18 protein-coding genes are annotated in these 20,691 nt (G+C 51.2%); 12 read left to right on the plus strand and 6 right to left on the minus strand.

Annotation, left to right across the window (positions count from 1 at the left end):
- Window position 1: 1 nt before the first annotated feature.
- The gene (locus MED297_RS15740) at window positions 2-1,567 is read right to left on the minus strand and encodes a Re/Si-specific NAD(P)(+) transhydrogenase subunit alpha (protein ID WP_040557531.1); all 1,566 of its coding nucleotides are present in this window, start codon (window positions 1,565-1,567) and stop codon (window positions 2-4) included.
- A 960-nt stretch (window positions 1,568-2,527) separates the two neighbouring features.
- Here MED297_RS15740 and MED297_RS15745 point away from each other — a divergent pair.
- The 4 genes from MED297_RS15745 to MED297_RS15760 all read left to right on the plus strand — a co-directional run bounded on the left by MED297_RS15745 (window position 2,528) and on the right by MED297_RS15760 (window position 9,019).
- On the plus strand, window positions 2,528-3,622 hold the full coding sequence (locus MED297_RS15745) for a TRAP transporter substrate-binding protein (protein ID WP_008046628.1): 1,095 nt from the start codon (window positions 2,528-2,530) through the stop codon (window positions 3,620-3,622).
- 114 nt (window positions 3,623-3,736) lie between these two features.
- Complete coding sequence (locus MED297_RS15750) at window positions 3,737-4,756, plus strand: TRAP transporter small permease subunit (protein WP_154650973.1); 1,020 nt, start codon at window positions 3,737-3,739, stop codon at window positions 4,754-4,756.
- Window positions 4,757-4,766: 10 nt separating this feature from the next.
- Window positions 4,767-7,430: a TRAP transporter large permease subunit gene (locus MED297_RS15755; RefSeq protein ID WP_008046630.1), complete on the plus strand. Its 2,664-nt coding sequence runs from the start codon at window positions 4,767-4,769 to the stop codon at window positions 7,428-7,430.
- A gap of 275 nt (window positions 7,431-7,705) precedes the next feature.
- Complete coding sequence (locus tag MED297_RS15760) at window positions 7,706-9,019, plus strand: methyl-accepting chemotaxis protein (protein ID WP_008046631.1); 1,314 nt, start codon at window positions 7,706-7,708, stop codon at window positions 9,017-9,019.
- Window positions 9,020-9,036: 17 nt separating this feature from the next.
- On the opposite strand, the gene MED297_RS15765 is transcribed toward MED297_RS15760, so the two are convergent.
- Window positions 9,037-9,885 (minus strand): Nmad3 family putative nucleotide modification protein, encoded by an 849-nt coding sequence (locus MED297_RS15765; protein ID WP_008046633.1) that lies wholly within the window; start codon window positions 9,883-9,885, stop codon window positions 9,037-9,039.
- A gap of 167 nt (window positions 9,886-10,052) precedes the next feature.
- On the opposite strand from MED297_RS15765, the gene MED297_RS15770 reads away from it, so the two are divergent.
- Both MED297_RS15770 and MED297_RS15775 read left to right on the plus strand, forming a co-directional pair.
- Window positions 10,053-10,640 (plus strand): lysophospholipid acyltransferase family protein, encoded by a 588-nt coding sequence (locus tag MED297_RS15770; RefSeq protein ID WP_008046634.1) that lies wholly within the window; start codon window positions 10,053-10,055, stop codon window positions 10,638-10,640.
- Between the two features lie 115 nt (window positions 10,641-10,755).
- Window positions 10,756-11,055 carry a hypothetical protein gene (locus tag MED297_RS15775; protein WP_008046635.1) on the plus strand — a complete coding sequence of 100 codons (300 nt, stop codon included), beginning with the start codon at window positions 10,756-10,758 and terminating at the stop codon, window positions 11,053-11,055.
- Window positions 11,056-11,089: 34 nt separating this feature from the next.
- Here MED297_RS15775 and MED297_RS15780 read toward each other — a convergent pair whose 3' ends face one another.
- The gene (locus tag MED297_RS15780) at window positions 11,090-11,527 is read right to left on the minus strand and encodes a MarR family winged helix-turn-helix transcriptional regulator (protein ID WP_008046636.1); all 438 of its coding nucleotides are present in this window, start codon (window positions 11,525-11,527) and stop codon (window positions 11,090-11,092) included.
- Window positions 11,528-11,667: 140 nt separating this feature from the next.
- Between MED297_RS15780 and hppD the strand changes: the two genes are divergently transcribed.
- From hppD to MED297_RS15810, 6 genes are all read left to right on the plus strand, one after another.
- Window positions 11,668-12,765 (plus strand): 4-hydroxyphenylpyruvate dioxygenase, encoded by a 1,098-nt coding sequence (hppD, locus tag MED297_RS15785; RefSeq protein WP_008046638.1) that lies wholly within the window; start codon window positions 11,668-11,670, stop codon window positions 12,763-12,765.
- 9 nt (window positions 12,766-12,774) lie between these two features.
- Window positions 12,775-13,347 (plus strand): VOC family protein, encoded by a 573-nt coding sequence (locus tag MED297_RS15790; protein WP_008046640.1) that lies wholly within the window; start codon window positions 12,775-12,777, stop codon window positions 13,345-13,347.
- 6 nt (window positions 13,348-13,353) lie between these two features.
- Window positions 13,354-14,367 (plus strand): fumarylacetoacetate hydrolase family protein, encoded by a 1,014-nt coding sequence (locus tag MED297_RS15795; RefSeq protein ID WP_008046642.1) that lies wholly within the window; start codon window positions 13,354-13,356, stop codon window positions 14,365-14,367.
- A 2-nt stretch (window positions 14,368-14,369) separates the two neighbouring features.
- Complete coding sequence (maiA, locus tag MED297_RS15800) at window positions 14,370-15,014, plus strand: maleylacetoacetate isomerase (protein WP_008046643.1); 645 nt, start codon at window positions 14,370-14,372, stop codon at window positions 15,012-15,014.
- A 119-nt stretch (window positions 15,015-15,133) separates the two neighbouring features.
- Window positions 15,134-16,702: a M64 family metallopeptidase gene (locus MED297_RS21500; protein WP_154650975.1), complete on the plus strand. Its 1,569-nt coding sequence runs from the start codon at window positions 15,134-15,136 to the stop codon at window positions 16,700-16,702.
- Between the two features lie 2 nt (window positions 16,703-16,704).
- Window positions 16,705-17,139 (plus strand): hypothetical protein, encoded by a 435-nt coding sequence (locus MED297_RS15810; RefSeq protein WP_008046645.1) that lies wholly within the window; start codon window positions 16,705-16,707, stop codon window positions 17,137-17,139.
- A 16-nt stretch (window positions 17,140-17,155) separates the two neighbouring features.
- Here the strand turns inward: MED297_RS15810 and MED297_RS15815 are convergent, their stop codons facing one another.
- The 3 genes from MED297_RS15815 to MED297_RS15825 all read right to left on the minus strand — a co-directional run bounded on the left by MED297_RS15815 (window position 17,156) and on the right by MED297_RS15825 (window position 20,537).
- Complete coding sequence (locus MED297_RS15815) at window positions 17,156-18,421, minus strand: patatin-like phospholipase family protein (protein ID WP_008046646.1); 1,266 nt, start codon at window positions 18,419-18,421, stop codon at window positions 17,156-17,158.
- Between the two features lie 93 nt (window positions 18,422-18,514).
- Window positions 18,515-19,990, minus strand: coding sequence for a methyl-accepting chemotaxis protein (locus tag MED297_RS22640; RefSeq protein ID WP_008046647.1), 1,476 nt, complete (start codon window positions 19,988-19,990; stop codon window positions 18,515-18,517).
- Between the two features lies 1 nt (window position 19,991).
- A complete protein-coding gene (locus MED297_RS15825; RefSeq protein WP_008046648.1) occupies window positions 19,992-20,537 on the minus strand; it encodes a PAS domain-containing protein in 546 nt (181 codons plus the stop codon).
- Between the last annotated feature and the right edge of the window lie 154 nt (window positions 20,538-20,691).

The raw sequence follows: 20,691 nt of genomic DNA on the forward strand, positions 1-20,691 counted from the left end.
CTTAACCCTCCTTACGGAACATGTTGAGCATACGACGGGTGACAAAGAACCCGCCGGCAATATTAATGGTCGCGACCAGAACCCCGATACCCGCGAGTACCGTGACCAAGGTTGAGCCAGTGCCGGAAATCTGCAACAGGCTACCCACAATCACAATGCCGGAAATCGCGTTGGTAACGGCCATTAATGGCGTGTGCAATGAGTGACTGACGTTCCAGATCACCTGCCAACCGACAAAGACGGACAGAACAAAGACAGTAAAGTGACCCATGAAGTCCGCCGGAGCCACCTGACCCAAACCAAGCAGCAGAGCACCGGCAACCAGCCAGTACAGCGCAATCGGTTGCGCTTTTTTAACCTTAGGCTCGGTTTCCGGCTGAGGCTCAGCCTTAGGCGCTGGTTTCTTCGGCGCTGCTGACAGTTTTGGTGGCGGTGGCGGCCAGAGAATTTCTTTCTGGTGGACGACCGTGCAACCCCGGGTAATTTCATCTTCCAGATCGAACGTCAGTTCACCGTTCTTTTCCGGGCACAGGTGTTCAATTAAACGCAGGATGTTATTGGACAACAGCGTGGAGGCCTGATTGGCCGCACGAGCGGCCAGGTTGGTGTATCCGACCACACTGACATCGTGGGCTTTGACAACCTCATCTTTCACCGTGCATTCGCAGTTGCCGCCATTCGGGGAAGCCAGGTCGACAATAACCGAGCCCGGTTTCATGGCTTTCACCATATCTTCGGTAATCAGTTTCGGAGCCGGTTTACCTGGAATCAACGCTGTAGTGATGATGATGTCGACGTCTTTGGCCTGTTCCATAAACAGGGCCATTTCCGCTTCGATGAACTCTTTGGACATCTCTTTGGCGTAACCGCCGGCACCGGCACCGTCTTCTTCCAGATCGACGGTGAGGAACTCGCCCCCCATCGATTCCACCTGTTCTTTTACTTCCAGGCGGGTATCGAACGCCCGGACAATGGCGCCCAGGCTTTTGGCTGCGCCAATGGCCGCCAGACCGGCAACACCGGCACCAATCACCATGACTTTAGCGGGCGGAATCTTACCGGCGGCAGTGACCTGACCGGTAAAGAAACGACCAAAATTATGCGCGGCTTCAATCACGGCCCGGTAACCGGCAATGTTGGCCATGGAGCTGAGAATGTCCATCTTCTGTGCGCGGGAAATCCGCGGAATGGCTTCCAGTGCAATGGCGCTGCTGCCTTTGGACTCAAAGGTCTTCAGCAGTTCATCATTCTGTGCCGGGGCCAGAAAGGAGATCCAGGTTTTACCATCGCCCAGCATGTCGAGCTCTGACTGGTCCGTTTTCGGGTGCTTCACTTCCGGACCGTTGATTTTCATCAGGATGTCGGCATCGGCGTACAGCTTGGCGATATCGGTCTCGATGCTTGCACCGGCTGCTTTATAGTCATCATCAGAAAACTGTGACGCGTCTCCGGCACCGGTCTCAATGGTGACCTGAAAACCAAGGGCGGTCAGTTTTTCTGTGGTTGCCGGACTCACGGGAACCCGTGTTTCCCCCGGCGTCGTATCGATAGGCACTGCGATATTCAGTGGCATGGTGATCTCCCAACCTTGTGTGAGAAGTTAGTTCTGTCTTTATCCGGTAGACTGACCATTACTTGGGTCGGTCTGTACTTTTACAACATTCTTGAATTGAGACTAGGGCCTGTTATCACTGTTTCCGTCCTTTCTGCCGAGATTAAAACCATTGACGACAAGGCAGAACGCGCGAATCGTGGTTGTTCCACCTGAGCAAGTGATAACGATGGCATGAATGGTTTTAATCCGGCCCAAAGGGTTGGGATGTGACCTTCCAGAGGCATCGTTGTTCGTTGTTCGTGTGGAGCAACCACAGGTCACGCCTCACGCCTTGCTCTGAAAGCGCACAACGCCAACAGAATGGACGGAAATAGTGTTAACAGGCCCTAATGGTATTGGGTCGGTGTTCAACTGACACTGTCGTGCCGACCATAGTCAATATCATTGATATCAATCCGTCTGAAACCGGTCTGTTCAACGGCCTCTGCCGCGGAAAGTGACACAGTAAGCCAGCTCAGTTTGACCGGCTTGTTGCTGCAGATCAATATCAGATTGGAAAGACGGCATCACATTTCGCAACACTCCGCTGAACGCCCCGGTTTATGGGCTTTCATGAGCGTTGCAAATAAGAAAATCAGTTATTCCATGTAGGAAAATTACAGTATTTTTGATCGCTTTCTGATCAATTGGTTGTTTTCCAACCCGTTACTCGATCAGCTGTAAATGCTGACCATTCACGACATCGAAAATACTGGTCGTACAATAGTAGTAACTCTGCATTTTTTGCTACACAACGATGCATTCCTTGTTTACATTGCAATCTGCGCAGCAAATAAAACTAATTATTGCGCAAGAGAGTGAATCTATTCCTCGAGTGGTTGGCTGCCTCTGGTAGCTACAACAATAAGAAAGACAGAAAAGACCTTCCGGCTGTAGTGGCTCAACAGGTCGAAAACCAACCAGGAGAACACAATGAAAAGACGTGACGTCATTAAGAAAGGTCTGATCGGAGCCGGTTCCGTCGCCGCAGCAACGACCATTTCGGCCCCAGCTATCGCCGCAGAACGAATCGAAATTACCATGGTGTCAACCTGGCCTCGTGATTTCCCGGGTCTGGGTACCGGTGCTCAGCGTTTTGCACAGCGCCTGTCCGATATGACCGATGGCCGTATCACCGTTAAATACTTTGCTGCGGGCGAGCGTGTCGGCGCATTCGACGTCTTCGACGAAGTGGCATCGGGCAATGCCCAGATGTTTCACGGGGCTGACTACTACTTTACCGGTAAGCACCCGGGCTTTGGCTACTTCACCACGGTACCGTTTGGCCTGACAGCCTCTGAGTTCAATGCCTGGATGCGCTTTGCCGGCGGTCAGGAACTGTACGATGAACTGTCCGCTGATTTCGGCCTGAAAGGTCTGATCTGCGGTAACACCGGGGTTCAGATGGGTGGCTTCTTCCGCAAAGAAATGCGTTCCGCAGCCGACTTCCGTGGTCTGAAAATGCGGATGCCAGGTCTGGGTGGTTCTGTATTGGCGAAGATGGGGGCTTCTCCGGTCTCTCTGCCAGGCGGCCAGATTTATGAAAACCTGATTTCCGGCGCGATTGACGCGACTGAGTGGGTTGGCCCATGGAACGACGAAATCATGAAACTGTACGAAGCGGCTAAGTTCTATTACTACCCAGGCTTCCACGAGCCAGGCGCATCTCTGAGCGTACAGACAAACAAAAAATGGTGGGACAGCCTGTCCAAGTCGGATCAGACCATCATTGAAGCGGCCGCAACCACCGAGAACCAGGTTATGTTCTCTGAGTACAACGCGAAAAATGGTGCGGCGCTGAATCGTCTGATCAACGAGCAGGGCGTGCAGCTGCGTCAGTTCTCTGAAGACACCTACGATTCTTTCGGTGAAGCGTCTGATGAAGTGTTTGCGGACGTTCAGGAGCATTCTGACCTGGCGCGACGTATTCACCAAAGTTTTGCCGCGGCTCGTCAGGAAATCGGTAGCTGGAATAAGATTTCCGACATCGCTTACGTGACTCAGCGTAACCGCGTACTGGGGCTGTAATCGAAGATGAGCCTTCGGGCTCGTTTTTGACGAACTGTAACGAAAGCGCTATCGGGCTTTGCCTTGTGGCGCTTTTTTATAACCGAATTTCACTTCTCAGGTTTTGGTGATCTCGTGGAAATTTCTTCAGTACTTGCTCAGCCCATGACCAAAGGCTATCAGCGTACCAGTTGGCTCATGCGCACTTTCGCATACGCCATGTTTGTTTTTATGCTGGTCTATCTGTTGAACAACTATCTTAACGTCTGGCATGACTGGCCTGGTGTGGCGGCTTACTTCTTTGTCACTGAACCGGACAGCGTCAGCGTTCTTGCCTGGATTCAACTGTTCAGTTATCTGCTGGTGATCCCGGTAGTGGGTGTTTATTGTGCCAAAACGGCAACGCATCGGATGATCGAAGATTCCGATCGGTTATCGGCGATGTCTGGTTATCTCATTCGGGTCGCGTTCTGGTCCATTGTTCTGATCGGGCTTATCGATGGATTAATTTCCTGGTTGCGTGTTGAAAACCTGCTGCCGCTCATTTTCAGTGAGGACATGGCCAATAACCTTGGACGTTCCGATTACCGTGGAACCCATGTGCACTATCCATTAATTCTTATAAGCGCCGTTATGGCGTATCGCTTTAAAACCGTCTCCGTTGCCTGGCTTGCCCTGTTGGTGGTCTTTGCTGAAGCGTGGATTGTGGTTGCACGTTTTATTTTTTCCTACGAACAAACCCTGATGGGGGACCTGGTCCGTTTTTGGTACGCCGGGCTTTTCCTGTTTGCCAGTGCTTACACACTTCGCGAGGAAGGGCATGTGCGTGTTGACGTGCTGTATTCCGGTCGAACGGTGCGCTACAAAGCCTGGGCGAACACCGTAGGTGTTTTGTTATTGGGTTTGCCCCTGTGCTGGGTTGTTTTGGTGTTTGGGATGTGGGATCGCACATCGATTCTGAATGCGCCGTTACTGAACTTTGAAATTTCTCAGGCGGCTTATGGACTGTTTATTAAGTACATCATGGCGGCATTTCTTGTCGTATTTGCGGTGTCGATGCTGATTCAGTTCTGCAGTTATCTGCTCAAACATATGGCCATTCTGCAAAACGAAGTAGAAGTGTCCGATGACCATCATGACGAAGTTGGCGCATAGGGATTAACGTATGGAAGTTTTATTTTTAATCATTCTCGTTGGTTTGATGGTTGGGGCGTTAATCTCGGGTTTTCCTGTAGCGTTTGCACTGCCTGGATCGGCGATCATTGCCATTACGCTTGCAGGACTCTGTGGCTGGCTGTTTGCCGGTGACAGCACGTTCTTTTTCGAAGAAGGCGGGCCAGTGCAATGGCTGACGGCCGGGATTACGAACTTCAGGAGTCTCTATTGGGAAGCCGAGCGGGATACGCTCATTGCCATTCCTCTGTTCATTTTCATGGGCATCATGCTGCAACGCTCCAAAATTGCCGAAGATCTGCTCGTGGCGATGGCCCAGTTGTTTGGTCCGGTTCGTGGCGGTTTGGGTATTTCAGTCGTCATCGTGGGTGCGCTGTTGGCCGCAACGACCGGTATTGTCGGCGCAACTGTCGTGGCGATGGGCATGATTTCGCTACCGGCCATGTTGCGTAATGGCTATGACAAGTCGTTAGCCACGGGAACCATCAGTGCCTCCGGAACGCTGGGACAGATTATTCCACCGTCGATTGTCTTGATTATTCTGGCTGACCAGTTGTCTTCGGCGGCCGATCAGGCATCGACCATTCGGGCAACTGAATATCGCGAAACTACCGGTCAGTTTTCCATGCCGTCCGAACTGGACGTGGTGTCGGCATCTGCAGGCGACATGTTCATGGGGGCCATCATCCCCGGCTTATTGCTGGTGGGTATTTATATTCTCTATATCCTGATCACCGCGTATCTGCGACCAAAAGCCGCTCCGGCCGTTCCGTATGAAGGCGCCTACGATCGTCAGTTTTTGTTCTCGATGATCAAAGCGTTGATTCCACCACTGGCATTGATTGTGTTGGTGTTGGGTTCAATTCTGGCCGGTGTCGCAACCGTGAACCAGGCGGGTGCCATCGGTGCCATTGGTGCCATTTTGATGGGTGGCTATCGCCTGTTTGAAGGCAATCGTCGTGTCTTTTTGCCGGCAGCGTTAGCCATGGGTGGCGTGATTGCCCTGGGTGTGTTGCTAAGCATTTGGGATCTGAATGTTAAGAACCTGACGACTGGGGGCGAAGTCTTTGCCCTGGTCGCCGCCATCTGTTTAACGCTGGTGGTCGCGGTAGGTGTTTTCTGGAGTACATGGCGCGTCTATAAAACCGGAAACACCCTCAACGAAGTTATGATCGAAACCATTAAAACGACCAGCATGGTGTTCATTATTCTGTTGGGTGCTGCCATGTTGACCGCCGCGTTCCGAGCCTTTGGTGGCGAGGAGTTGGTTCGACATGCGCTGACCAGCTTGCCAGGTGGTTTCTGGACTCAGTTTATCGTGGTCATGCTGGTGATTTTCCTGCTGGGCTTTTTCCTGGACTTCATCGAAATTGCCGTGGTTGTGGTACCGCTGGTGGCACCGATTCTTCTGGCCGCGCCGGATGCAAATGTCACGGCCGTGTGGTTAGGCGTTATGATCGGTCTGAACATGCAGACGTCGTTCCTGACACCACCCTTTGGCTTTGCGCTGTTTTACCTGCGTGGTGTGGCACCGAAAATTGTTAAAACCTTGGATATTTACAAAGGGGTGGTGCCGTTTATCGGTTTGCAATTGCTCGCATTGGTTATTGTTGGTGTGTTCCCACCATTGGTGAACTACCTGCCTAACCGAACGTTCCTGACGTCAGAGAATGCGCCACCGCCATTGAACCCGAACCTGCAGCAATGTTTGGAAGAAGATGTCTTTACCTATTACGACGCGAATGGTGATCGTGTCATAGCGGCCATCGATGCAATGGCGAAAGTCGACATCAGCATGGTACCGGAGTTCTATCAGGGCAACCTGACCCGGGCGTTAGACCAGGGGCGTCAGACGGGCGACAAGATTGACGTGATCATGCAGGCACAGCAGGCCATCGACGAGGCATCGCCAGACTACTCAGTGTTGCATGGCGAAGTTCGCGCAGTTGAATCGCACATTCGTCGGTTGCTGGTTGAAAAAGAGGAGCATGAAAAACTGATCGACGATGCGCGATTCGAAGATGACATCAGCGAGTCGGATATCGATACTGCAGAACAGGCGATTGAGCACATTGATTCAGAAATTGCCGAGCTGGAACAGACGATCCCTGATGGCTGGGCTGAAGCCAATCAGCGCTATCAGCAGTTGCTGCGAGATCATAAAATGGCGCGTTTGCAGTATCAGAATCATGTCGATAACGTTTATCGGCCGATTCAGGAGCTGATGACGGTTATCTCTGAGCCTCAGAACCTTGCCGATATGCAATCAGTTGTTGAAGGTCTGGAGTCAGTCATCTTATCTGACGATGCAGACACGGCTATGGATCGGATTCGTGAAGTCGAAGATCAGTTGTTCGAGATACCGGGCGCAGCCGATGTTGCCGGCTTGTTGTCTAAAGCACGACGCGCTTTACGCGGTGGCGATGCTGATACCGTTGAGGCGGTTCTCTATAAAAACCGGGCCGTTGAACAGCTGCTTCAGGATGTTCGTTGGATGCGAGCCGCCAATGAGCAGGTGTTACCGGCTTTGGAAGAACTGGATCGGGAGCTGGCTAAAACCATTGGCGCGCGTCTGCAACCGGCACTGACCCGGGATCAGGCGTTATCGATCGCGGCTTGTAAATCGGTTCACCGAGATGTCTCACTGAGTTTCTGACGTTTAAAGTCTAAGAGCGATATGGAAAGCCGCTGATTCAGCGGCTTTTTTTATTTGTGTTTGATGGGCATGAGCGCATGTTAAAAAACGTTACTCGGGGGTTCGGTGGTCAACCTATCGTCGCTCGGTCATGGTTATCCTTTGGTGCTTGGTGCAAAAAAACTGAAAGGTTGTCGGATCCGTATCTACACTACTGGGTTGTTGTGAGTGTCTTTCAGCTGAAGCATTGATAGCTGGTCATATAGACGATGTCTTATACGCAAGGTGCAAAAAGTATGTTCGGAATTTTCAAACGTCGATCTGCGGAGATTGAACGGTTACGTAAAGAGCTGAAGGTGTTTTCAGACGTCCAGTCGGATCTTCAGTCAGAAATGATCAGTTTTACCGTTAACAAAAATGGGGTGCTAACGGATGTTAATGATAACTTCTGCACCTCAACGGGTTATTATCAAAAAGATGTACTGGGTAAGCCGTTAAAAGAACTCCTGGTCCCGTCATCGATCGCTAAACCGCATTGTCAGAAAATGCTGGAGTCTATTCAGTTGGGTCGTCATTGGCACGGTGCACTGCAAATGATGAATAAGCAAGGCGAAGAGTCTTGGTTTCGTTGTATCTTTCAGCCCAATCCGAAATCTGACGCTCAGAATGAACTGATTTCCTATGCCTCCGAGTTGACCCGAACCATTTCCGGTTCGATCGAGAAGGAGTCAATGTTGACGGCATTGAAACGCTCATCGGCTGTCATTGAGTTCTCGCTTGACGGGATCATTCTGGACGCGAATGAAAACTTTCTTAACTGTGTGAAATATAAGAAAAGCGAAATTGTTGGCCAGCATCACCGGATTTTTTGTACCGCCGAGACCGCTGCGTCACAGGAGTATCAAGCGTTTTGGGAACGGCTCCGAAGTGGCGAGTTCGTGTCCGACCGTTTTAAGCGAGTGGATAAACATGGGCAGATCATCTGGTTAGAAGCGACTTACAATCCCATCTATGACGACCAGGGCAATAACTACAAAGTGGTCAAACTGGCCACGGATATTACCCGACAAATGGAGCGCGAGTTCGCGATTTCTGAAACGTCCGACATCGCCTATGACGTATCGAAAAAGACCGATGCGGATGCCGCCAATGGTATGTCGGTCTTACAATCGACACTGGAAAAAGTCGAGGGGCTTTCCAGGCAAATGGAGAACGCCAACCGGGAGATTAACAACCTTGATGTTCAATCTGAAAAGGTCTTTGCGCTGGTCGATGCCATCCGGGGCATTGCCGAGCAAACCAGTTTGTTGGCACTGAATGCGGCCATAGAAGCGGCCAGAGCCGGTGAGCAGGGGCGAGGATTCTCGGTGGTGGCCGATGAAGTCCGAAAGCTGGCCTCCCGAACCAGCGATACCACCGAACAGATTATCGAAGTGGTGACTGAAAATAAAAAACTGACTAAGCAATCGGTCTCACTCATTGAGGCCAGTGTTGAAGATGCTCAGCAGGCCTTGCAGATGTCGAGTGAAGCCGGAGAGGTGATGAAAGATATTCAGAAGAGTGCGCGGGAAGTGGTGGAAGCGGTTGGGCAGTTTAAAACCACGCTCTGATGGAGAACTGCCATTGTTTAGTTAAAAAGACGCTCAATCCACGGCAGCGACTTTTTTGTTGCCTGCTTACCTAAAACAAATTCTTGTCCCCGCGCGGCTGCTCTCAGGGAACAGCCCGTTTTGCCTATTTGCCATCGCGAAGGATTGCGATGATAACTCAACGCAGGTTCATCCGGTCGCGGTGCAAAACACAACGGCAAGATCCAATCCGACGGTGTTCTATGCTCAGGATGAGACAATGTTCGGCCTGACGAAAGGTCGTTAAAAATGCCAAAGCCGCGGTGCGGAGTTGGCTGGCCATTTAAGGTTAACGACTGACGCGCCAGATACAGCGTGTTGGTGGGGTCTGGTGGGTATCGGTGGTGCGGGTGATAGCGAGTCCAAGGTAATGCGTTCGGTGCGAGACTATCAACGCTTACAATCGAGTCGATTTGCAGCCATCCCCAGATCACATGTCTGGCCGGTACACCAGGTACAAAGCGCCAACGCCGTTTAACCATTTCAATGGGGCGGAACAATCCAAAGAACAGAAACAGATCGCCGCAGTCGACCGATTCATTCATTAAATGGCTTTGAGCGGCGCCATGCTGACCGAGAATGCCGTGCCATTCCTGATGCCGGTTAGGTAACGCATCCTCTCTCAGATCCGGGTCCAGATGGGCACCCTGTTGCGCAAAGCGTGGCTTGCCGGTTAGGTTGTTGACCCATTTAGCGATGGATTGTCCCTGGAGTTGGACATCCCGATAGCAGATGTCCGATTGCGTATCAGGTATCGGCAGGCTTAATAACCGGCCATCGGGAAGGATCGGGCTCGGGCACCCGCCGGCCGAAGAATCGAACCCTTTTCGACTCAGTATCAAGCGCATAGCAACCGTACGATTGTGAACACAACTGGCAGTGTACCGAGGTGGCTTTCATGTGCCAATCTGTTCCAAACGGGAATAACCGTTCTGTTCCAAAAACAGATGAAAAGGCCCGATTAAGTGGCTAAACTCCGATTATTGAACAGTTGTACAGAAATTCGGGGTGTTTTTTGAATCAGATTCCGCAAGTTCCCAACGGTTGGGAGCCCTTTGGTAATGCGTTCAGTCGATGGGTCGGTCGAACCGGCTTACGAGTGCTGGGTTGGCACATCGAAGGCGAACTGCCCAATCAATCCAAACTGATGTTCACCGTGGCACCACACACCAGTAACTGGGACTTCTTAATCGGGCTCTTTGCCATGTTCGCCATTGATTTCAAAGTGAACTGGCTGGGCAAACATTCGTTGTTTAAATGGCCACTCGGCCCTCTGATGCGTGCCTGGGGCGGCATTCCTGTGTATCGACATGCCCCGAGAGGCTTTGTAGAGCAGGTGGCGGATCAGTTTCATGCGCATGACAAACTGCATGTGGCCATTGCCCCGGAAGGCACCCGAGCCAAAGTCGGTAAACTTAAGACCGGGTTTCTGCGCATGGCCATTGCTGCCGATGTGCCAGTGTTTCGAGTGTCTTTTGATTATCAGAAAAAAGCCATTATTCTGGGCGATCTGTTTTATCCCAGTGGCGACTTGGAAAAAGACGAACGGGCCTGTTACGAGTATTTTGGTCAGTTTAACGCCCGTTTTCCTGATCAGTATTAAGAGATATCCTTAAACCTTTGGTCGTATCCTGCATCGCGTCATTGTCAGAGAGCCTGTCAATGGCGCCGGATTGCGTTATGATACAAGCTTGTCACTGTTAATCACCTGTTTGCTCATGAACCTGATTTTACTGTCGGTTGGGTTTCTCCTGCCGCTCGCGTTGTTATGCGCAGTCGCTTTCGGCGCCGAACGCTTCCGTAATTTTTACGCACGGCTGGCATTTCTGACACTCAGTTGGGTCATCTGGATGGTCAGTGGCAGTGTACTTTCCGATTATCAACCAAGCCCGCCACTCACTGTGTTGACCGACGTGATCCCCGGAGTCAGTAATGGTATGGCACTGAGCAGTCAGTTATTTCTGGTGCTGTTGCTGGTCAGTTTATGGCGGGTCTTTCCAGGGCGTCCGAGTGCCTGATCTCGGGCGAACGTCTTAATAGCTTGATCGCTTGTCAGTTCCCTAACTTTTCCAAAATAGCATCCAGATGATGGATGTCCTCTGCGCTCAGATTGGCCAGCAAATTTTGCTGAAAGCTTAATGCCGCAGGCACGATGGCCGCATAAATCTGCAGTCCTTTCGGGGTTAATGATAATCTCGAACGCCGTTTATCCTTTTTGTCGTCGCTCTGATTTATCAGCTGTTTGTTCACCAAACCTGACACGGCTCGGGAGACCGCAACTTTATCCATGGCGGTCCGGTCAACCAGGTCATTAGCGGAAAGGTTATCGGTCTCGCCCAGAACCGCTAAAACCCGCCATTGAGGGCGGCTGATGCCAAACTCTGCCTGATACTGGTCAGCGAGTGACCGGCTGATGCGATTCGCCAGTACAGACAATCGGTAGGGCAGGAAGCGATCCAGCCTGAGTACAGTTTTATTTACGTCCGGCATGGTGGGTGTACTGCCTCATCTTCTTCACTGCGTTGTAAATAGTTTCATATGAAACTAATGTGTTCGTCAAATACAACAACAAAAAACACGTCAGCAAACGGCATCGTTGCAAGTAGGGCGTGTCTACACCGGAGTGAGATATGGCAGATCTGTTTGAGAATCCTATGGGCCTTGAGGGCTTTGAGTTTGTTGAGTTTGCGGCCCCGGAACGAGGTCAGCTGGAAGATGTGTTCAGCGCATTAGGCTTTACCGAAGTGGCCAAGCACCGATCAAAAGAGGTGACCCTGTGGCGCCAGGGCGATATCAATTTCATCATTAACTACGAACCTAAAACGCCGGCGGCTTATTTCACCGAAGAACACGGTCCCTGTGCCTGTGGAATGGCGTTTCGCGTTCGCGATTCTCAAGCAGCTTATAACCGGGCGCTGGAAATGGGTGCGCAACCCATTGATGTGCCCACCGGTCCGATGGAGCTGCGATTGCCGGCCATTAAAGGCATTGGTGGAGCGCCGCTGTATCTGATTGATCGATACACCGACGGTAACAGCATTTACGACATCGATTTCATCTGGCATGAAGGCGTAGATCGACGACCAGAAGGTTGTGGCTTCAAGGTGATTGATCACCTCACTCACAACGTGTATCGCGGACGTATGGATTTTTGGTCGACGTTTTACGAAACCTTTTTCAACTTCCGGGAGATCCGTTATTTCGATATCAAAGGTGAGTACACCGGCTTGGTGTCCCGTGCCATGACGGCACCCGATGGCCTGATTCGAATTCCGCTGAACGAAGAAAAACACGGCGGCAGTGGCCAGATCGAAGAGTATCTGATGCAGTATAACGGTGAGGGTATTCAGCATATCGCGTTCTCCTGTGACGATCTGCTCGGCTGCTGGGATAAATTGAAAGCCAACGGTGTTCCTTTCATGTCGCCACCGCCGGATGCTTACTACGACATGTTGGATGAGCGACTGCCCGGGCATGGCGAACCAGTCAGTGAACTTAAAAAACGCGGCATCTTGTTGGATGGGTCCACTGAAGAAGGGGATCCTCGATTACTGCTGCAGATTTTCTCTGAGACTCAGATTGGTCCCATCTTTTTCGAGTTTATTCAACGTAAAAAAGATGAAGGGTTTGGTGAAGGCAACTTCAAGGCGTTGTTTGAATCCATAGAACGGGATCAGGTTGCGCGAGGCGTAATTGGTCAGAAAGCTGACGAAGCGAAAGCTTCCTGAGGAGTGGATATGACTCTGTCACTGGGCGGCGTACATCACGTCGCTTATCGCTGCAAAGATGCGAAAGAAACCGTTGAGTTCTTCCAGAAGTATCTCGACATGGAGTTTCTGTTGGCGATTGCCGAAAACGAAGTGCCTTCAACCAAAGAGCCCGACCCTTATATGCACGTGTTTCTGGATGCCGGGAACGGCAATGTGCTCGCGTTCTTTGAGCTGCCAAACTCACCGGACATGGGCCGCGATGGCAATACCCCGGTGTGGGTGCAACACATTGCCTTTAAAGTCGATAGTGTGGATGTTCTGGAAGCTGCCAAAGCCCGGCTGGAAGCCGATGGTATAACCGTGGTTGGGCCGACTAATCACACCATTTTTAAATCCATCTATTTCTTTGATCCAAATGGACATCGCATTGAACTGGCCGCCAATACAGACGAGCCCGGTATGCTGGAAGAGCTGAAACGCGTTGCTCCGGCTATGCTGGAAGAATGGAGCCGGACCCGACAAGCGCCTAAACATGCGGCTTGGTTGCATGGCGATGGTGAATTCAAGCCCGCAATGGGCGATACAGTCAAGGAACCCTGAACCGTTATGAAACTCGCTTCATTAAAACACGCACGGGATGGCAAGCTGGTGGTGGTCAGCCGAGACCTGACACAGATGGCGGATGCCAGTGACATTGCCCCGACTCTTCAGGCGGCGCTGGACGATTGGTCTGAAGTCGAACCGTTACTGCAAAAACGCTATGAGAAACTGAACGAAGGTAAAATCAATGCCCGACCATTCACTGAAGCCGACTGTGCCTCGCCGTTACCGCGAGCCTTTCAGTGGGCGGACGGTTCGGCTTACATTAACCATGTTGAACTGGTGCGCAAAGCCCGTGGTGCCGAGGTTCCGGAATCGTTTTATCAGGACCCACTGATGTATCAGGGGGGCTCCGATACTTTCCTGGCGCCACACGACAATATCGAGTTTCCGCAAACAGAAGGCTGGGGCGTGGATTTCGAAGCCGAAGTGTGTGTCATTACCGATGACGTACCGATGGGGACACCGGCAGATAAAGCCGGTGACCACATTAAACTGTTGGTCCTGGTCAATGATGTGTCGTTGCGTGGTTTGATTCCCGGTGAGTTGGCCAAAGGCTTTGGTTTTTTCCAATCCAAGCCGTCCAGTGCCTTCAGCCCGGTCTGCGTCACCCCCGATGAGTTGGGGCCAGACTGGGCATCCAATAAGGTTCATCGGCCATTGGTGTCGCACCTCAATGAGGAAAAATTCGGCGAGCCAAACGCCGGCGTAGACATGACGTTCGATTTTTCAGAGCTGGTGTCCCATGCCGCAAAAACGCGCAATCTGGGAGCCGGTGCTATCATTGGGTCAGGGACGGTTTCAAACAAAGAGGATGGTCAGCCGGGACGTCCGGTTAAAGACGGCGGTTTAGGCTACTCCTGTATTGCGGAAATCCGCATGATTGAAACCATCAACGACGGGCGAGCGAGCACCCCATTTATGGATTTCGGTGATCGGATTCGCATTGAAATGTTTGATCGTGACGGTCAATCGATATTCGGGCGGATTGACCAGACGGTGACCCAAAAAGAGGGCTGAGCATGAAGCTCTACACGTATTTTCGATCCTCGGCAGCGTTTCGGGTTCGCATTGCGCTGAACCTGAAAGACATTCGTTATCAGAGTGTTTATGTCAACCTGAAACCAGGACAGGATGAACAGTATCAGGAAGAATATCGGCACCTGAACCCAGAAGCCCGGGTGCCTTTTCTGGTTGATAATGATGTTCATCTTTCCCAAAGTACCGCCATTCTGGAATATCTGGAAGAGCAGTACCCCAACCCCCATTTACTTCCCGGAACGGTGAAAGCCCGGGCGACGGTGCGCCAAATTGTTAACCTCATTGCCTGTGATATTCATCCATTGAACAACCTCAGTGTTCTGGAAAAACTTAAGCAGAACTTTTCCGCCAGCCAAGAGGCCTGTGATGTTTGGTATCGGGATTGGGTTGAACGTGGCTTCGCGCCGCTGGAAGCTTTGTTGGCGCAACATGCGGGTACCTTTTGCTTTGGTGATGAAGTCACCATGGCCGACCTGTATCTGATTCCTCAGGTCTGGAACGCACATCGCTTCTCCGTCAACATGGGGCCGTTTCCGACTATAAGCCGGATATATCGTCATTGTTTGACTCTGCCGGCTTTTGAGGCCGCAATGCCCGAACGCCAGGATGACAATCCTAACCGCTGATTGTTGTTGCTCCGTTTCACTGGCGATTTTTTGAGTTCGATTGTGAAATGTCGACCCCTTCATAGACCGTTTCCTTCGCTGTGTTAAGCTACGACGACCATTTAGAACGGAAGTGCACAGTGATTCGGGTAGGAACAGCGGGATTGATGGCTTTGGGTGTGTTGCTGAGTGGCTGTGAGCTGAGCAACGAGTTTGCACCTCTCGACACAAAAGACAGTCAACAACAGCCATCAATGCCACAGGCGTTGACGGGCGACTGGTACTCAGACAGCCTGGAACTGAGCTGGCAAGACGCCTCTGAAGAGGAGAACTTCTTCGAGTTACGTTGGCGGTCAGATCTTGAAAGCTGGAGCGTACCGGTCTTTACAGCCGCAAACACAGAGCATCTATCGGTCACATCCATTCCGGCGGGCAATCACTTGACTGTTCAGCTTCGCGCCGGAAACAGCCATGGCGAATCCAGTTGGCTAAGTTGGGATACCCCCATTCCTGAATCATTCGGGTCGAATGACGGAGATAATGGTAGTGACCCGAATGACGGGTCTGTAAATGTACCGGATCGCCCTCAGTTTTCGACCGTTCCGGGAGAACCTGTTTATCATGCGATAACGGTGTCCGGTGAACAAGGCGCCCAGCTTTATATGGGTCGGAACGATGGTGTCGGTATCGACCTTGTCGTGGTTTCGGAAGGCTATACCGAGGCACAGTTAGAGCAGTTTGTGCAGGACGCTCAACTTCGCGTCGATCAGGCATTTGATTACCATCCGTTGCGAACCCATTTGCCGGCCTGGAATATTCATATTCTGAGCCTTGCCAGTGCTGAGTCTGGAGCGGACCATGCCACCGCTCAGGGCGAACTTGTCGATACTCGTTTTGGCGCTAACTTCTGGTGTGGTGGTACCGAACGATTGTTATGCGTTGATGCCAATTCCGTTTTCCGGGAAGTCGCCAACTATGTGCCACAGTACGATGAAATTTTGGTGCTGGTGAACAGCGAGAAGTATGGTGGGGCTGGGTATGGCTCTGGTATTGCCACTGCGTCTTTGGCTTCAGCAGTGGTCAACCTAATCCGACACGAAATCGGACACAGCTTTGCGCATTTAGCCGATGAATATACCTACGGCGGTTCGTCACCACCTTCATCAGAGCCAGCCGCGGCTAACGTGACCTTAAACAATGATCCATTCACGATCAAATGGAATCATTGGATTGAAGATCCGAGTCAGGTGGTTTTGAACCAAGGTGACCAGGTTGGTGTATGGGAAGGTGGCAGCTATGTCAGTACGGGTGTTTATCGACCTTTAGAAACATCAATCATGAGACAACTTGGACAGCCATTTGGACCCGTGAATGCCGAAGGGTGGGCCAGTGCGGTTTATGATGCTGTTGATCCGGTACTTACTTATCATCCGCAAGAAACCAACCTTTCGATGTCATTGGGACAGTCGATGTGGTTTGCCTTGAACCCGCTTTATGATGAAACCAACCTGAGCGTGACATGGTTTGTTGATGGGGAGCCTCAAACGGTTGCCGCCGATGATCCGTTATATTTTCTGTTCACGGCAAGTGCCGCTGGAACGGCTGAGGTGTCAGCTATCATTACCGACCAGTCTGGTGTAATACGCAAAGACCTGACGACAAGAGCTCGTCAGGAGTTGAACTGGCAGTTGATGGTCAGCGAGGAGTAACGATGAAACGTCTACTGGTTACCGCAATGATTTGCTTGTCAGCGTTTTCGCAAGCTGACACATTAATTTTGGAAGTGGAAGTGATCGACGGAAAACACCAACTGAAACGTGAATGGACAGTGGAACAGACATTTCCAATGATGGTGCGTGAACCCACAAAAGACATGCTTGCCGTACATTTTTGGCAGGGGGCGGATCAGATTGAAACCGTTTTCGTCCGTTCGCCAGACGTGATTCGCTCACCACTAAACCCGGATGGTTTAGAAGTTGAGCATCAGATTATGCAAGTACAGTCCGGTATCTATCATATTCGGGTTCCGGTTCTATCCGGGTATACCGATATCTCCATTACACCCGTGCAATCGGCCAATGATCAGCGCACAACACTGAAAGGCGCATCCACTCCTGAAACGCTTTTGCACATTCCTCTCCAATGAGTAGCCGCATCAAAGGTTAGCGTTCAGGCTCCGTAACCGCACCAACCTTATCCAGATACTGTTCAAGAATGGCTAGGCGCGGGTAAAGCTTACGGAGCGCCTTTTCTGCCAGCTTCAGCGCTGTCGTTGGTTTGAAGTGCAAAATCAGTTCCAGATAAAAGTAGGGGTTACGTTTCCGGATTTTATTGTCAAACACTTCGGCCAGGAAGGTATCCAGTAAATCCGAAGAACGGGCACTGTCATCCAGTTGTTTTTCGTCGATTAACGCATCCACGGCGTCATTGATCTCTCCGACTTTTGCCAGAATGGCATCGTTCAGCGTTTCATAGGTGTACTGTTTGATTCGTGGAATGTCCAGAAGTGTCGCGCAGATTTCCATCGACTTCAGCCGATGCCGCCTGTCGTGTTGCATAGTGTCAGGGCATAGTGCGGAGTCAACGGTCAGATCCCAGTCAGATTCGGCAGCATCGTCTGGCTCAATGAAATAGTTGTAGCCAACCAGTCGACCAAAGGCATGCATGGCATCGAGATAACCGAGTTGCCAGAAATCGCGGATGAAGTCCGGATCGAAATCGAAGGCGTTGCCCATGTCGATCGAGTTCTTGATGTAAACCGTTTGAGTGCCTTCGGTTCTTGGCCGTCGGTTTAAGCCAATGCCGGAAATATCCACCAGGATGATTTTCCGATAGCCCCGATGTTTGGCCATCGTAAAGGGCACGTTATCAAACAGACCGCCATCTACGTACTTTTTGCCATCAATCATCGGGTTTTCAAACCCGGGAAAGGCGGCACTGGCCATCACATAGTTAATCAACTGACCGGGCGCCATCTGCTCAATAAAAACCTGCCGGGGTTTGAAGTCGGAGATATTAACGGTGGTGACACCGAAGTCGTATTGATTTTCCCGGATAATGTCCTCATCGAGTGTGGACTCCAGCGATTCACGCATCGGGCTGGTATCCAGCCCGCGTCTTTCCACGATGTTCCGGTATACTCCCTGCCAGTAGCTTAAGCTGTGTTCTCGGATACTGTTCTCATCCGCCAGCGCTTCATCTTTGTTCAGACGGATCAGTTTCGAGAGGTTCATCGACCGAGCGATTTCAATAAGCTCGTCTTCCGCACCCTGAGCCAGGTATGCGCTGATTACGGCGCCAATCGAGTTACCGATAAATGCATTAACGGGGATATTGAGTTCTTTCAGGGCCTGCCAGACGCCAATGTGATAAACACCTTTGGCGCCGCCGCCGCCGAGTACCAGGCAATAGGGTTGTTCTGCTGACATACGGTTGTCTGTCCTTGAACCGAGGAATAACTATCCGATAGTTTACCTCAATCCAGAACAGACAACAGGCCTAATCAATAAGTCCTCCGCCTGTCAGGCTCGACCTTTTTGATCCAGCAGGTCAGACAGTTGATGGATAACGCCCTTGCTGGCTTCCTCGGCATCGGCGACATGCTGCAGTAAGCCGTCCATGACGGTATCGTCTTCCATCCAGTTCTGGCCTGCGTAACTCAACGCAACATGGATATTGCTGTGGACGGCCTCATGGTACTTTTCAAGGCCACTGAACGCTGGCAGGTGGCTGAACTGAGACTTGCCATCGCCTTCGTAATACCAATGGCCGAGTCGGCAGTTAAAGTGATCGACCTTAACGGCCTCCGCTTCGGGTCCTTTGTTTTCTTTCTCAAGTCCGATGTAGGCATTTTGCATGTACACAATGTGGTCCAGCTTGACCAAGGTTGTGAATGTGCGGTCTTTAGCGTTACCGGCTTTTTCGATTGTGCTTTGAGATGCATCCGCCACAGAGGCAAAGTTTTCATAAAAAGATTCAACTTTGCTATTGATTGCGTTCGTTGCCTCACCCACCGTCTGCGTCTGTTCGACCATATCGTGGATGTTGATCTGGATGCTTCGGATGACCTCATCGATTTCGGCGGTCGACGATCGGGTGCGATCCGCGAGGCTTCGGACTTCGTCAGCAACCACCGCAAAGCCCCGGCCAACGTCTCCCGCTCGGGCGGCTTCGATGGCGGCATTGAGCGCCAGCAGGTTGGTTTGTTCAGCAATATCCGTAATCAGTTTAACGGTCTCGCCGATGCGTTTGCTTTCAGTTTCGAGGTTCTGAGCGACCTTGGACATGTTCTCCATGCGAGCATTGGTATCGGTGAGCGATTGACGGATTTCGGCAACGGCATCCCGGCTTTCATGGGCACCGTCGCGACTGGTTTGTGCGATACTGACGACGTCGTCCATGGAGTCTGACAGCGTACTGAGCTCTGCCTGATTGTTTTTCAGGTTGTTCAACAGGTTGGATGTGTTCAGATGGTGAAGTTCGCTGAGCAATCGGTTTTTGCGGGCGTATTGGTCAGCGGTTTCCATGGCATCAATGGCGGTGTTGACTTTACTCATCATGCCGGCAAATTCCCCCGGCATTCCCTGCACAATGCCTTTGCGATGAAACTTTCGCTGACTGGCATTCTGGAAGCTGTTGCCCAGTTCTTTAAAGTTGGTCTCGACGATGTCGAGAAAGTCATTGAGTGCCCAGGCAATGTGGCCGACTTCGCCGAGTCCTTTGGTGTTAGTAACACGCACCCGGGTGTGGCCTGCGGTTGCTTCTACCAAGGTGGCCCGGATTGTTTCCAGTGCTTTCAATGCGGGCCGATGATCCAGGTAAGAAAATACGGCGAAACCGATCGCGATGATCGGGTTCATAACATAAATCAGCCGGAATCCTCGATCCATAATGGCGGTGACCGAGAGAATCAGCGTCAGACTGATAAAGACCGCGCATAATATAAAGAACTTATGCGACAACAGAGGGATGCGTTTGCTGATGTGATTCGACGTCATATCAGGCAAGCTCCTTTGGCTGATGATCATGATAGAGATTGAGAATGAATTCTTCGTAGCTGATGCCATGCTCTTTCGCCAGGTGATCCATCAACCAGGACCAGGACTGTTCAGGAGCACTACTGCGTGAGGCCGAGCTTTCAATCTCATTCATTGATTGGTAAATCGCTTTTAACGTGTTAACGGCTTCTTTGGGCGCCGTGCGACGCACGGAGTAGTACCCCTGAACCTTGCCGTCTTCATAGTCGGGTGTGATGTTGGCAAACACCCAGTAATAGTTCCCTGAGCCGGTCAGGTTTTGGATAAAGCCGAAAAACTCCTGTTGAGCTTGCAGCGCTTTCCAGAGGCCATAAAAGACCCCCCTAGGCATATGGGGGTGACGGATGATGGCATGGGGTTGGCCCATCAGAATCGGTTCGCTCAGGTCGGCAACGCGCATAAACGTACGGTTGGCGTAGGTGATGCGACCCTTGACGTCCGTTTTGGTGATGATCATCTCATCGGGTGAGAACTCAACTTGCTTTGGATTGCTTGCCAATTGAATCATAGAAGAACCTGGCGCTCTCATTTAGGGTGATTTAAGAAAGGTTATCGACCGAGAATAGGACATATTTAGCAGGGTAAACTTCAAAAAACGCGATCGATCAATGGTCAAATCATTGATTCATCTCAATTGGGTCAAAAAAAGCTTTTTTCCAAAT

Origin of the sequence: Reinekea blandensis MED297 (assembly GCF_000153185.1) — a bacterium.
Classification (GTDB): Bacteria; Pseudomonadota; Gammaproteobacteria; order Pseudomonadales; family Natronospirillaceae; genus Reinekea; species Reinekea blandensis.